The sequence below is a fragment of the Reichenbachiella sp. genome (assembly GCF_965223055.1).
Classification (GTDB): domain Bacteria; phylum Bacteroidota; class Bacteroidia; order Cytophagales; family Cyclobacteriaceae; genus Reichenbachiella.
In genome coordinates, this window is sequence record NZ_CBDCVM010000011.1 from 566,527 (window position 1) to 580,572 (window position 14,046).

Sequence of the window (14,046 nt, forward strand, 5' to 3'; positions counted from 1 at the left end):
TCAAGGGATTTTATCTCTTCAAAAGTTTGATGCATTGCGGACCTCTCACTGTGGGGAGGTCATAGGCTTTTTGAAAGGTGCCGGTATAGATGTCACGGGTCATCACACTGAGGCTATCCGACCGCTTGTTGGCCACCAGGATATAATGACCGGAAGGGTCCATTTCGAATGCACGAGGCCAATCTCCTCCACAATCAAGATTTTCAAACCTTGAGATTTTTCCTTCCTTGAGATCAATCAATCCTACAGCTAGGGTATTGGCTCCCCGATGAGAAGCATATAAATATTGCCCATCGGATGAAATATGAATATCCGCAGATTTATTGAATCCTTGAAAGTCTGTAGGTAAGGTAGGGCAAGAGTCAATTTGATCTAATATGCCGTTTTGTTTATCATAGGTAAAGGCAAATACCTGCCCAGTCAATTCAGCCAATACATAAACCCACGGTTTAAACGGATGAAAGGCCAAGTGCCTGGGGCCACTTCCTGCAAATAGTTTTGTATTTGATACTGGCTGTGCTTCAATACCCCCATCTTCAAACAAGCGATAGCTTTTGATTTCATCGGTCCCTAGATCGTTTACATAAATCAGTCTACTATTTGGTGCTGCCACCACCTGATGTACATGGGGGCTTTTTTGTCTTTTCTTGTTTATACTAGATCCATTATGCCTGATGTGTGTCACACTATTCCCAACAGCTCCGTTAGGTCTTATCCGATAACTTGCCAGGGAACCTGATCCATAGTAAGCCACGAGCAATATATTTCCATCATAAGATAGACTCACATGACAAGCACCGGTCCCCGCATGCTCCACCTTCCCTAACCATTTCAATTTCCCATTGTCCTGATGTATCAAGAAAGAATATATGCCTTCGCCATTAACGGCATAGAGTAGACCTTTCCTCTCATTAATTGCCAAATAGGAGGCCTGCTTAATGGTTGAATCCCTATACTGCTCTACCAACTCGCCGGCAGATGAATTCCAAGTATATATTCCAATGCCGGTCTCAGTCTGATCAACATTTCCAGCTATAAAAACCCAATACGATTCTTGTGCAAGCAGGCCAGGTGAGAGGATGCCATACATGAGGCAGAATACCAATAACAATGAGAAATTTTTTGAGAGGCGCATCATTGAAACAAACTAGGTTTTTGAATATTTCATCTAATGCAAGTAATAAATAAAAGAGCAATAGAATGGCTGCCATAGCACTTTTTGTACGATTCGACACCCTATTTTGAATTCTCAGAAAGATGAATACCGCTAACCTTGGGTAACAATTAAAATATTAAAATCATGAATAAAAACTACAAGATTCTAGAAACCTTCAAGCGATCTACGATCGCAGCTTTGGTTCTATTGGCCACATTTACCATATCGTGTGACGAAGAAGACGACGAGGCGGGCGTTCCAATTCCCAGCATCACTTCCATCAGTCCAGACAGTGTGGAACCAGGAGATAATATCACCATCGTAGGTACTGATTTAGGTGACGCCATCAGTGTTACATTTAATGAAGTGGCAGCGGAAACCATAGTTTCCAATTCGGCTACTGAGATTGTGGCTACCGTTCCTGAAAATGCTTCAACTGGCAAAGTAGCTGTAGCTACTACAGGGGGCATAGCGATTAGCGAAGCAGATCTAACAGTAGTAGTTGTTGGTGCTGTGGTGGTCGAAAAAATTGAACCAATTTCTGCACAAGTTGGTGAAAACATCACTATCACGGGCGTAGACATGGAAACTGTGTCTTCAGTGAAAATCGGAGATGTAGAGGCCACAATAGTGAGTACTACAGCTACCACTGCTGAGGTAACTGTGGGTACAGGAACCACTTGGGGCGCTAAAGCTTTGACTATTGTAAATGAGGGAGGCTCGACCACTACTTCGGTTGAAACAACTAAATTCTACGTGATCCAAATGTTGGACGAAATCTATCAAGAAACATTTGACAGCGAAAATCCGGATGTCATAGGAATGACTGGAGGAGCTGACGGCGAAGAATCTACCGTACATGGATTGAGCACTGAAGTATCAGAGGATGCTACAGACTTACCTCCTGCTATCGACGGTGCATTTTTCCATATGGAAGGCTTTAGCAGCACGGAATATTCGACCAGCTACATGGCTCAACTGGGATTAAGGACTCAGGACGTAGGCACGTTTGCCAATTTTTTTGGTGACGACATTGCCGCAGAAGATGTATATTTCAATATTCAAATTAATTTCGGTGAATTGCCAGATGGATATGATACTTCAGAAAGTGCAGAAGATTTTGTCGTAGGCTTAAGAATTCGGTTTGATACTGATGATTATGAATGGACTCCTACGATGAAAGAAATACATGATTTAGGATATGAAGCAGATGAAAACGGATGGTATAGCCTATCTGTTCCTGCTACGCTATTTGATGATGATGCTGCGCTAGGCACATTCGCATTCAAGGACATGAAAAGATACGCAGTAGCACAAAGAAGAAATTATGGGGTAGGTACGGCATTGCCATTGAGCACTAGTGGAGGCGCAGTTCATGCCACGTTGAGTTTTGATAACATCAGCATTTCCCTGGGAGGTCCATTGAGTTACTAAAAAACTAACTGTTCACACTTAGTCTTATAGACTTTGAAGTTAGGCCGGAGAGTAAAATCTCCGGTTTTTTTGTGACTATATCTAACTAAATTGACAAAGGTCAAGCTCAATCTTGGGCAGATACCCCAAGCCATTAGGTTCTCTGTTCGAAACAGTTACCCCCACCTACAGCTCAACTTTAATGCTGTACGATCCCGCAAAAATCATATCATCCTAAGCCAATAGGATACACAGGGATTATTTGTATGGATGCTATATACAATAGAATAACTTACCGAAAATGGATATTGGATGTAAAAAGATTAGTTTTTTACTACTTCTATAACCGTACGAAAGGTAGTGTTATGAATCACTTGTAATAAATAGATTCCTCTGGTCAGTCGACTCGTTTCAATGACCATGGTAGTCTTTTGACTATTCGCCCGCATAGACATCAATGGATGACCAGTTAGATCTGTAAGTAAAATAGTATCGATCCCAGAAGAAGAATGAACAGTCAATTGGTCTGAGAATGGATTTGGATACACCATATTTTGGTGATGATTGACAGAAAGCACCTCCTCTTTGGGTTTTACAACAAACTCAGTAACAATAGTAGATTCGCTTCCCTGATCATCAACTGCTACTGCTTCTAAAAAATAAGTACCAGCTTCCATTTCAAAAAATTCAGGGTCTAAGTCAGACCGATCACCCCAGAGGTAAGGAATTGATTTTTCTTTGCGTTGCAATTCATCATTCAAATAAAGAAGTATCTCTGCTATGCTCCCATCTGAGTCACTGGCATCGATGGTCACCGTCACATTACTTCCATGCTCGAATTCCTGTTCATCAGTTGGAGATACGAAATCCATTGCCGGAAATTCATTGACTATAATTTCCAATTCTCGTGTTGTCAACAGGCCATCATTATCTATCGCTTCAAGCGTGAGTACATAATTGCCGGATGTCAGGGATTGCAGCTCAGATTCTGTATCCCAAACATAAGGTGAGGTCGTCAATTCACTCAATTTTAGATCTCCTAGATATAAAGTAACCGCTGTGATACTACCATCACTATCTGTTGCTTCAGCTTCTACTATCAGTGGCGCACCGCTTTCTTGAATGACTCCTTTGTCCGGAGAGACAAACTCCAAACTCGGAGCTTGCCCTACAAAAACCTGAATCGAATCCACCGTTACGTTTGCGTCGTCATCCTCCACTTCAATTTTCAACCAATAAATTCCTCCTTCTATATCAAATAACTCAGGATCGTCTTCTACAGCATTGCCCCACTGATAAGGACTAGAAGTCAATTCGCGTTGTTTATTCTCATTAAAATACAAAGTCACTTTTTCTACTGATCCATCAGGGTCATCAGCTTCTATACTGACTGCTATATCATCGCCTATGTCAAATTGATCTCCATGATTTGGCGAAAGCCATGTGAGCGTAGGCTGAGTAGTAGCCGCCTCCATTCTTAAATCAAGTTGTGCTTCGAACAAGGAAGCAGGCGACACGCGCTGCCCCTCCATTTGATCAATACCAACGTCAAATTTATTCACAGTTTCATTTGGTTGGAACCCAATGAAATTTGGCAAGGCATAGGCGTTTCCATTTCTACTGGAAGCGTTCCAAAAATCGTACGTTTGTGTATCCGAAGCCTTATGAATAAAATTCCAAAAGGTGAGGTCTCTGCCGTGATGTGGGTAGCTTTCATACGGGCCACCATTTTTATTCATCACTCCACCATCTATATCATCAAGGAGTGTGGCATAGGGTTGTCCACTATGGCTATCGACCGATTGGTCTTCTTGCATCTGACATCTAAGATAGACTGTATTGACCCCCGAATATCCAGTGCCCGGTCCATGATGCTGTCCAGCCTGATCGTCGCAGTCTTTCACTAGTAGCCCATAGCCTCTTCTCGTCAAAAACGAAGCATGACCTTTTTTTCCTGATATCAACACATTTTCAACTGTAACACCGATCGATTCTCGAACGTCAACCACTTGATTCCAGCTTTTAAACTCACAATTTCTTAGCCAGGCATTCTGCACATTTTCAAACTGAATGGCATTCCAGGCGTAGTCATGTATATCATCCTTGTGATGAACAAAGTCTTCTGGGTAATTTTCCCAATTACTCGAGAACAGTATGCCTTCAATTCCAACTTCCTCAATCACAGCATAGTGCGACACGGTATATGGCAGATCCAACTCAGGCAAATTGGTTTGGATGGGGTTTTTGAAGGTAACCCTTGTGCCATTGATAGCAACAATTTCGTGCAGTTCATGCAAGCTCATACCACCTCCTGAACCAAAGAGACGGGTCCAGTCATTTTCGTTGAGTTCAAGTCCTTCAAAATGAGATTCTGCAAATGCTGTACTCTTATGAGTTAAAAGAATAACTTCTCCAACAGCAAACCCGGAAGCATCTTCAAATACCACTGAAAAGGCTCCTTTTTCGACTGGTTCTGCTAAAAACGTATTACCCGCTGAAGCACTCACGTCCGGTTCCAGTACAAACTGCCAGTGCCCATTCTTCACCCTTTTCTCATCCATAAATATTTCTGTACCACCTGCTCCTGCACCGGCGCCTTTGAGCACAATCTGACTGCGCGACACTCTAATGTTTTTATTTACATCGTTGTCTGCACTTACCAAGTATTTACCTGGTGGGAAGTATACCACAGCAGGACCACTAAATTCCTCTGCTGCATGAATGGCTGCCTGAATGGCATCATCATCGTAGCCTTCATCATCTGCCACCGCCCCATAATCCAGAATACTGAATTGCTGCCATCCGTCTACAGCGGGGATGCTTTCTTCCGAATACCTGTATCCAGCAAAAGAATAATCAAGCAACTCCGGGGTTATTCCATTGGCTTTATCAGACTGATAATCTACCCAAATCTGGGGTGTTTGAGTTCTGGCAACCCACCCGATAGAGCAAATAATAGAAAATAATACTAAACGTTTCATAGCTCTTTTTCCTTGTTCGACTTCACGATTTCAAGGAAGGACCCTTTAAAATATTGATTGAGTACGGTCATTTTTAGAAGTCCTTTCGTGCCATCAGGAATCACCTCTATGGATGCTTGCCCATTGGCCATCTTGATGACCTCACTTCCTGTAGGTGTACCTTGGTTTTTGACCAAATCCCCACCCTCCAGACACTGAAAATACACCTGCTCTTCATAATTCAAACACCTTAGACCGTTCTTGTCCAGGGCAGTTACAGTAACTAAATAATTTCCATTTTCTAATACCGAGGAGGACAGCGATAATTGGTTAGGAGAACCCGCCTGCTCATATCGATAATTGATGACTAACTGATCCTCTGCAATTTTTTCACCGTCTTCCCTACCTACAGCCATCAGCTTGTTTTCCCCTGAAGTAAAAAGCACATCCCAGTTGAGTCCAGCGGCCGGAAACTGCTTTGTATTTCTCGTTTTTGTACCCAGACTTATCCCATTGTGAAAAAGCTCGACAGTTTGACTGTTGCTGTAAACACAAACATTTCTTGGGGTACCCTTAGGACCGGATCGGTCGGTCCAGGTATGTGATTCGATGTAAGCAAACGGATCTTTTGACCAGTAACTTTTGAATACATAATAAGCGTCCTTTGGATTTCCTGCACGATCTGCCAAACCCTTTTGATTGATATACGGGATATCATTTTCTGGCCTCAGTGGTGTGCCAAAATCTTTGAAAGCCCATTGTGCATTACCTGTGAATTGCTCATGGTTTTCAGTAATTGACAAATACCAGTCAAATAAATCCACGATATAGTTTTCATCCCAATCTCCACTTTTAGCAACACTTTTTACTTCCACCTGATTCACTTCTTCTTCAAATTTGGATGGATCCACGAACCCTTTCCCAGTAATTGGATCTTCCTTGTGACGGCCAAAATGACTAGAGCCACCGTACTCCATGTGCAAAAATCTGGGATATTTAGCAATCGACTGGTTGATCACTGACTCATAATTTTCATAAGTACCAGAATACCATCCCGACCAAATCGAAGGACTAAATACATCTACAATATCTGCACCTTCATAATATTTTCTAATAGCTGTATTTCGACTCGGATCAAGCCGATGCGCAAGATCATTTAATTCTTTGAGGTAGTTATTGATTTCGGATGTATCATCACCTCCTTCGAAATCGGGCAGCCAATAAATTTCATTGCCCAAGGACCACAAGATCACACTGGGATGATTGTAGTTTTGGTTGATAATTTCGGTGAGCATTTGGGTAGTATTTTTCTTCCATTGCTCATTACCTACCCCGCCTCTACACCAAGGTAATTCATCCCACACCAATATCCCCATTTCGTCACACGCTCTGTATACTTCGGGGTCTTGAGGATAATGAGCCAATCTTACAAAATTGGCTCCCATATTTTTGATCATGGCTATGTCTGCCCGGTGCATTTCATTGGTCATGGCCGGTCCCACTCCAGCATGCTCCTCGTGTCTGTGGGTGCCTCGGATAATTAAACGTTCTCCATTCAAATAGAACGGTCCATTCTCCTCAAATTCAAACCAACGAAAACCAAATCGATCACTGAGTTGATCCAACGCTTTATTTCCTTTGGTCAATTCCACCTTGGCCGTATACAAATGTGGACGATCAACATGCCAAAGCATAGGATTGGCCGTAGTGAATTGCACCGAATTGTCTGAATTTGCATCCACAGTCCGACGGGCTACTTCATGGCCTTCAGGATCGACAAGTGATACCTCCACCCGATGTTTTGTGGAGAGTTGACCATCGATATTGAAATGTACATCTGCCGTTGCTGACGAGTTGCTTACCTTATCGATAGAAATCTTAAGGTCAGAAATATAAGTCTGGTCAACAGTTTTCAACCAGACATCTCTGGTAATGCCTCCATAAATAAAAAAGTCTGATTTCTGGGAAGGAATCACTTCACGGTCATAGCCATTGTCAACTTTTACTAAAATAGTATTAGCGCCCTTTAGCAATAAAGAAGTGATTTCAATTTCGAATCCTAAGTATCCCCCCACATGGGCTCCAGCTTGCTGACCATTTACAAACACGGTAGATTTGATATTCACTCCCTCGAAATACAAGAAGTACCGCTTATCATCCGTGAGTTCAGCAAATTCCAACTCCTTCTTGTACCAGCTAATACTTCTCCGGTAGCCCGGAATTACATCTACTGCATCTTCCTCATTCCAGCTGTGCGGTAGGTCTATCTCTTCCCATTTTTCCCCGCTTTTCACGTCAGCCACATCAACTATAGGTGACTCTAAATACAACCAATCCTGGTTTAAATTTTCAATTTTTCTATCCTGTGCACTTGCTACATTGAGCATCCCATAGACACAAGCAACCATCCATAAAATCTTCCTGACCATTTTCAATTCCCCTTTTCTAATTAGCTGATAATTGACTTTCTCTAACTATAGCTTCCATAAAATAATAATCTGCATAACTCAATGGCGCATCTATTTCGTCTTTCTTGGGCCAATTTCCTGTACTATGCCCTAGAATAAATGGGACTTTGTTGGCACTTTTCAATAAATATTTTTCTGTAGAAAGTGTATCAATCACCTTTTGGGCGTAAGTCTTATATTCCTGATCACCAGTATATTGAAAAAGTTCGATGGCGGCCGAAGCACAAATAGCTGCTGCAGACACATCGCGTGGAGCATCAGGTATAGCCGGGTCTTTCATATCCCAATAAGGGATATTATCTTCTGGCATATTGTCCTGACTATTGATAAATGTCCAAATACTTTTGGCATGATCCAAAAACACCTCGTTCTTCGTGTATCGATAAACCATCGTAAATCCATACAACCCCCAGGCCTGTCCTCTCGACCAAACTGAATTGACATCGAAGCCCTGATGAGTCAGTTGGTTTTGTACATTACCAGTTTCCGGATTGTAGTCGATCACATGATAACTGCTATAATCGGGCCTATAATGATTCTTCATGGTATTGTAGGCATGGGACTCAGCCATTTTATAAAAACTACTATCTCCGGTCAAAAGAGAGACCTCAAACAATAATTCGAGATTCATCATATTGTCTATGATCACCGGATAATCCCAAACATCTGTTCCAAAATCCCAGGATTTAATACAACCTACAGTACTATCATAGCGAGTACCCAAGGTTTTGGCTGCTTGAATTAAAACCTCTTTGTATTTGACCTTTTTGGTAAGTTCATACGCATTTCCTATGCTGCAATACACCTTGAATCCCATGTCGTGCGTACCACCATTCCATTGCTCTTTGGCCATATATGGATTCCAAAGCTCAGCACGGTCCAAATATTTTTGATCTCCAGTAAGCCTGTACACATACATAAGGCTGCCTGGATAAAATCCACTCGTCCAGTCTTTTGAAGGTACACCACGGACTGCACCATCGGACTCTGTACTCCTTGGAAACTGTGTTGAATCAACAGCATAATTGAATAGGTAAGGAATCCGGGCGCTTACGCCCGGATCCAAACCTTTTATGCTATTATCTACTTTTTCAGTTGACTCTAATTCTCCTTCATGACTGTTCACCTCAGTACAGCCAGTCAGCCAAAAGAAGCATGCTATCAATAAATAACCTCTTTTCACAACTAGTAGCCTGTATTTTGGTTCAAATTATCATTTAGGTCTACGTCCTGTTGATATTTAGGAAAGTAGTAGTCTTTAGATGCGCTGAAGTTCTGAGGATCTAATCCGGTTGCTCCAAAGGCGGCATCTCCTAAGTTGCGTCTTTTGATATCAAACCATCGTCCGAATTCAAATGCCAATTCCAACCTTCTTTCTTCTAAAACTTCCGTTCTAAAGGCTGCCTGATTCAACCCTCCAGCAACATTTGCTGGAATTGCTCTATCGTTAGAGGCATCCGCATCAAGCTCTCTTCTGGCACGAGATCTTATGTCATTGATATAGCCTTCTGCTTCTGCCGTTGGTCCTCCATTTATTTCATTGAGCGCTTCAGCTGCTATGAGTAGAACCTCTGCATATCGAAGAATGATATAGTCAATATCAGAATCCCTTAAACTTGACCCTGTTTCTAATCCAGATTGTCCAATGGCTCTATAATACTTGGCAATATGTGGTCTAGCAACATTTCGAGGAATAGCATCCCAACCTGTATAAGGAACCTCTAATCCACCATTGATGAGAACGGTATCAAAGCTTACAGAGCGTCTATAGTCATTTTCATTCCAGCCATTGAAAACAGCCAAAGATGGTACTGCTACGCTCCATCCGGCACCGGCAGAAAATCTCTCATCTCCTCTTGGTCCAGTAACAGGAGCAATAAAGTCGGTGGAAGCATTACCCCCTCCTAGTTCAGAAGGGTTACCACTTGCATCAGCACCAATAAAATCAATTTCGAATAAAATTTCGTTCGAAGCTTCACTCATGGCAGGATCAAATAGATCATTAAATTCTCCTTCAAGAGCATAGCCGAATGCACCGCTATTATCGATTACATATTTGGCTTCGTCGTAAGCCGACTGAAAGCTACCTCGTGTTAAGTGAACTGAAGCCAAAAATCCGGCAGCAGTACCTTTACCTGGTCTTGATCGAAAAGCTGGCATATCTGGTAACCATAGCTTCGCAAATTCTAAATCCTCTAGAATACCAGCATAAATTTCATCCTCTGAAGACGCTGGTATTGAATAAGCATCTTCAGGGTTAGCAAATGAAGCTGTTACAAATGGCACCTCTCCAAAAAGTCGAACAAAATTGTAATATATAAACGCTCTCAAAAAGCGAGCTTCGGCTACAACAGCATTCAATTCTGATTCGTCTGCTTCTACTCCTTCAGAACCTTCAATGGCCATATTTAATGCAGCAATTGCTTCATAACCTTTGGGCCAGAAGGCACTCACCATACCATTATTAGCACTCATGTTCATTTCATCTACTTCAATTCTTCTTCCCGCAGTAGTTTCATCTCCTATGGTCACCATATCTCCTCTTAAGAGAAGTGACAAGGAGAGTTTTCTTCCCCAGTAATTTTCGTGTCCTATCAATGAATATCCTCCATTGACACTCAGTGCAACATCTTCAGGTGTGTTGAAAAGACCTTCTGGCGAAAGCAAACCCACAGGGTTTTCTTCAAGATTTTGACAAGAAAAATTGAAGATCATGCTCACCGCAATTATTGATGATATTATATATGATTTTTTCATTTTGTTTTCTTTTAAGCTCAAATTATAGTCCCAAATTGATTCCAAACGTGAACGTTTTTACGTTTGGGTAACTCGCATAATCAACTCCAATATTTCTATTGCCATTTGATCCGCTACCAGAGTTGCCATATCCTACTTCTGGATCCAATCCTGGATAGTCTGTAATTGTGAACAAGTTTTGAGCACTTGCATAAACTCTCAATGATCTCAAGTTCAATTTGTCTAACAATGGTTTAGGGAAATTATATCCAAGCGCTATATTTTTCAATCGAATGAAGCTGGCATCATATACAAATCGAGACGACATTCTATACAGTCTCGTTGAAGATGCCGCTGGCATGTCTGTATTTGGATTACTTGGTGTCCATCTGTTCAAAGCCGCTGTAGTTGCGTTACTTTTTCCTGAAAGAGTCTCCAATTCCATCTGCGTAAAACTTACCATTTCGTTTCCATGAACACCCTGAAAGAAGATGTTTAAGTCAAAGTTTTTATAACTAAATGTGTTATTAAATGACCATATAAAATCAGGATTTGGGTCTCCAATTATTCTTCTGTCATCTGCCGTTAATTCTCCATCTGCTACACCATCAGGTCCTGAAATGTCTGCGAATTTTTCTCCGCCTGCCTCTTGCTCAAAACCACTACCGGGTAAAAACGTGTCTCCGTTTTGATAGATTCCATCATATACATAGCCATAGAAGACACCTACAGGTTGTCCTTCCTCTAAAAGCTGAGTATCATCCGGTAATAGCATGTGACCAGGAGAATTTCCATATAATTCGGTAGAATCAGGAAGCTCTAATACTTTGTTCTTGTTTGATGAAATGATAAAATCGGACTCCCACTTGAGTGCTCCATCTAAATTTTTAGATGTCAACATCAATTCAAATCCTTTATTTTCTACTCTGCCAATATTTTGTAATTGAGTAGCTACGCCTCCATATTTTGGGAGCTCTCTTTCAAATAGCAAATCAGCGGTTTCCTTTTTGTAATAGTCGGCTGAAACATGAATTCGACCTGCCAATAGGCCTACATCTAAACCGATGTCAAATTGTGTAGTAGTTTCCCACGTCAAATTCGGATTTGCCAATCTACCCACACGAAGGGCATTTCTTCCTGGATTTATCGAGTACGTTGGACTCAAAACGGCTAGCGACTGATAAGGGTCGATGGCTTGATTTCCAGTAAGTCCGTAACTCGCACGTAACTTCATCTGAGATAGGAAATCTACTCCATCCATAAACGATTCACCCTTGATGTCCCAAGCTACAGCACCAGATGGGAAGAAAGCCCACTTGTTGTTGTTAGCAAAATTGGAAGCTCCGTCGTATCTAGCAGTAAACGTAAAAATATACTTGTCTAAAAAAGAATAATTTGCTCTTGAGTAAAATGACTTCAATATATTTTCTCTCAACTCAGAAGTAGGGGTATTTGGAGAACCTCCTTGAGCCATAGCCCAAAACCTTCCAGAATTTGAAATGAAGTTTTGAGAAGACAAAGATGTACTTTCTCTCTCTTCTTTCTGAAATGAAAATCCATTCACCCATGTGATTCTGTGAGAATCGAATTCTTTATTGATAGTAAAATAATTCTCTGTAAGAAGTGACGAATTCTTACGTGTATCTATTGACCCTAACCCGTTAGCATTGGCTCCTTTGAGCAATGTTGTAGGCCAAAATTCACCTTCTCTCCATGAAGTTACGCCTAAGCCTAATGTTGTCTTAAAACTTAACCAATCTGTAAATTTAAAATCCGCATAAGTATTGGCTTGCATGCGATCAGTTACTCTTTCCCTATCAAACTCTTTTCCCATGGCATATGGGTTGTCAATTTCATCTCCTACTTGAGAAATTGTGTAGGCGCCATCTGCGTCATAAATACCTAGGTCTGGATTGAATCTCAATGCAGAACCTATTATACCGGCATTACCTGTTCCTCCTGTGCCTTCTTGAGTTCTAACTCCAGTGTCTTTGCTTCTTCGACCATATACACTCAATCCTACATTCAACCAATTGGTAGCATCAATCTGTACATTGCTATTCAATGAATATCTCTTATACTCAGAACCCAAAAGAATACCTTCTTGGTCGAAGTAAGTACCAGATATGTAATATTTTACATTGTCGCTTCCTCCGCTAACTGATAATTGATTGTTTGAAATAAAACCGGATTTGTAAATCTCTTTTTGCCAGTCTGTATCACTCCCTAAATATGTATAGTCGCCAAACTCTTGCATATAGTTCGCAAACTCCTGTCCACTTAGCATATCAATTTTATTGGACGCCTCTTGAACAGAATACGAACTGTTGAAATCAATTTTCACCTGACCACTTTTCCCTTTTTTGGTAGTGACCATTATAACACCGTTGGCTCCTCGTGATCCATAAATTGCAGTAGCTGAAGCATCCTTTAAAATTTCGATCGACGCAATATCTTCAGCAGGTGGCATTTCACCTCCTACAAAACCATCTACAACTTTTAATGGATCACTGCTCGCATTCACTGAGGTGCCACCACGAATTTTGATATTAAAATCAGCTCCCGGCTGTCCACCATTATTGGAACTTATCTGAACACCCGCTGCTCGGCCTTGCAATCCTTGTTCAGCGGATAAGACAGGGAATGCACTCAATTCGCTTGCTTTTACAGAAGATACGGATCCTGATAAATCACTCTTTCTTACTGTACCGTATCCTACAACTACAACTTCATCAAGTGAGACTGCGTCCACTTTCATCACTACGTCTATCGTGGTTTGATTGCCCACTTCTATTCGTTGAGATATGAATCCCAAAAATGAAACAGCCAGCACCTCGTCGCTTGCTGCATCGATCGAATACTTTCCATCTATGTCTGTCACCACTCCTCTGGAGGTACCTTCTACTAAAATAGAAGCCCCAGGAATACCCTCTCCATCTTCATCTGATGTTACAACACCGGAGACTGTAGACTGTGCCTTGGCCGAAAGGCCACCCAAACACAGCAGTATAGCCGCCGCATATTTTAGCTTTTGATGTAATAATTTTTTCATATTGTTTGTTTTTGTTTTAACTGAAATAGATAATCGTGAGAGTCATGCCAATAATCAGCAATCCAAGCACCCACTCTTTCCAATGTTTTTTCATATGCATAGAAATTACAGGACAATCTTATCTAGATCAGTACACCCAAAAATCCAAAATAGGGTATATAATAGTACAAAAAACGCCGTCTACGCTTGATATATGCAGTTTTCGCGGTTAGGCAAGCCAATAAATGAGTTTAGGAGAGGGATAAATTTACGAAAGCTTTA

At 41.4% G+C, this 14,046-nt stretch carries 7 protein-coding genes; 1 reads left to right on the top strand and 6 read right to left on the bottom strand.

Translation table 11 applies throughout. From position 1 onward, the window contains the following. Nucleotides 1-10 precede the first annotated feature (10 nt). Complete coding sequence (locus ACOQO5_RS13865; RefSeq protein ID WP_420582286.1) at nt 11-1,138, bottom strand: lactonase family protein; 1,128 nt, start codon at nt 1,136-1,138, stop codon at nt 11-13. Between the two features lie 162 nt (nt 1,139-1,300). On the opposite strand from ACOQO5_RS13865, the gene ACOQO5_RS13870 reads away from it, so the two are divergent. Next, nucleotides 1,301-2,590 carry an IPT/TIG domain-containing protein gene (locus ACOQO5_RS13870; RefSeq protein ID WP_420582287.1) on the top strand — a complete coding sequence of 430 codons (1,290 nt, stop codon included), beginning with the start codon at nt 1,301-1,303 and terminating at the stop codon, nt 2,588-2,590. A gap of 302 nt (nt 2,591-2,892) precedes the next feature. Here ACOQO5_RS13870 and ACOQO5_RS13875 read toward each other — a convergent pair whose 3' ends face one another. The 5 genes from ACOQO5_RS13875 to ACOQO5_RS13895 are packed head-to-tail and all read right to left on the bottom strand — an operon-like array spanning nt 2,893 to nt 13,785. After that, nucleotides 2,893-5,550, bottom strand: coding sequence for a DUF4955 domain-containing protein (locus ACOQO5_RS13875; RefSeq protein WP_420582288.1), 2,658 nt, complete (start codon nt 5,548-5,550; stop codon nt 2,893-2,895). Next, entirely contained in the window at nt 5,547-7,958 is a 2,412-nt protein-coding gene (locus tag ACOQO5_RS13880; RefSeq protein ID WP_420582289.1) for a glycoside hydrolase family 2 protein, read from the bottom strand. The genes ACOQO5_RS13875 and ACOQO5_RS13880 overlap by 4 nt, the downstream gene beginning before the upstream one ends. A gap of 16 nt (nt 7,959-7,974) precedes the next feature. Next, nucleotides 7,975-9,180: a glycoside hydrolase family 88 protein gene (locus tag ACOQO5_RS13885; RefSeq protein WP_420582290.1), complete on the bottom strand. Its 1,206-nt coding sequence runs from the start codon at nt 9,178-9,180 to the stop codon at nt 7,975-7,977. A 2-nt stretch (nt 9,181-9,182) separates the two neighbouring features. Beyond that, nucleotides 9,183-10,754, bottom strand: a complete 1,572-nt coding sequence (locus ACOQO5_RS13890) for a RagB/SusD family nutrient uptake outer membrane protein (RefSeq protein ID WP_420582291.1) — start codon at nt 10,752-10,754, stop codon at nt 9,183-9,185. Between the two features lie 22 nt (nt 10,755-10,776). Continuing rightward, on the bottom strand, nt 10,777-13,785 hold the full coding sequence (locus ACOQO5_RS13895) for a SusC/RagA family TonB-linked outer membrane protein (protein ID WP_420582292.1): 3,009 nt from the start codon (nt 13,783-13,785) through the stop codon (nt 10,777-10,779). Nucleotides 13,786-14,046: the final 261 nt, after the last annotated feature.

What these genes read in the sequence shown, in the direction of transcription:
- ACOQO5_RS13865 (WP_420582286.1), bottom strand. Translation starts at nt 1,138, where the DNA reads ATGATGCGCCTCTCAAAAAATTTCTCATTGTTATTGGTATTCTGCCTC.
- ACOQO5_RS13870 (WP_420582287.1), top strand. Translation starts at nt 1,301, where the DNA reads ATGAATAAAAACTACAAGATTCTAGAAACCTTCAAGCGATCTACGATC.
- ACOQO5_RS13875 (WP_420582288.1), bottom strand. Translation starts at nt 5,550, where the DNA reads ATGAAACGTTTAGTATTATTTTCTATTATTTGCTCTATCGGGTGGGTT.
- ACOQO5_RS13880 (WP_420582289.1), bottom strand. Translation starts at nt 7,958, where the DNA reads ATGGTCAGGAAGATTTTATGGATGGTTGCTTGTGTCTATGGGATGCTC.
- ACOQO5_RS13890 (WP_420582291.1), bottom strand. Translation starts at nt 10,754, where the DNA reads ATGAAAAAATCATATATAATATCATCAATAATTGCGGTGAGCATGATC.
- ACOQO5_RS13895 (WP_420582292.1), bottom strand. Translation starts at nt 13,785, where the DNA reads ATGAAAAAATTATTACATCAAAAGCTAAAATATGCGGCGGCTATACTG.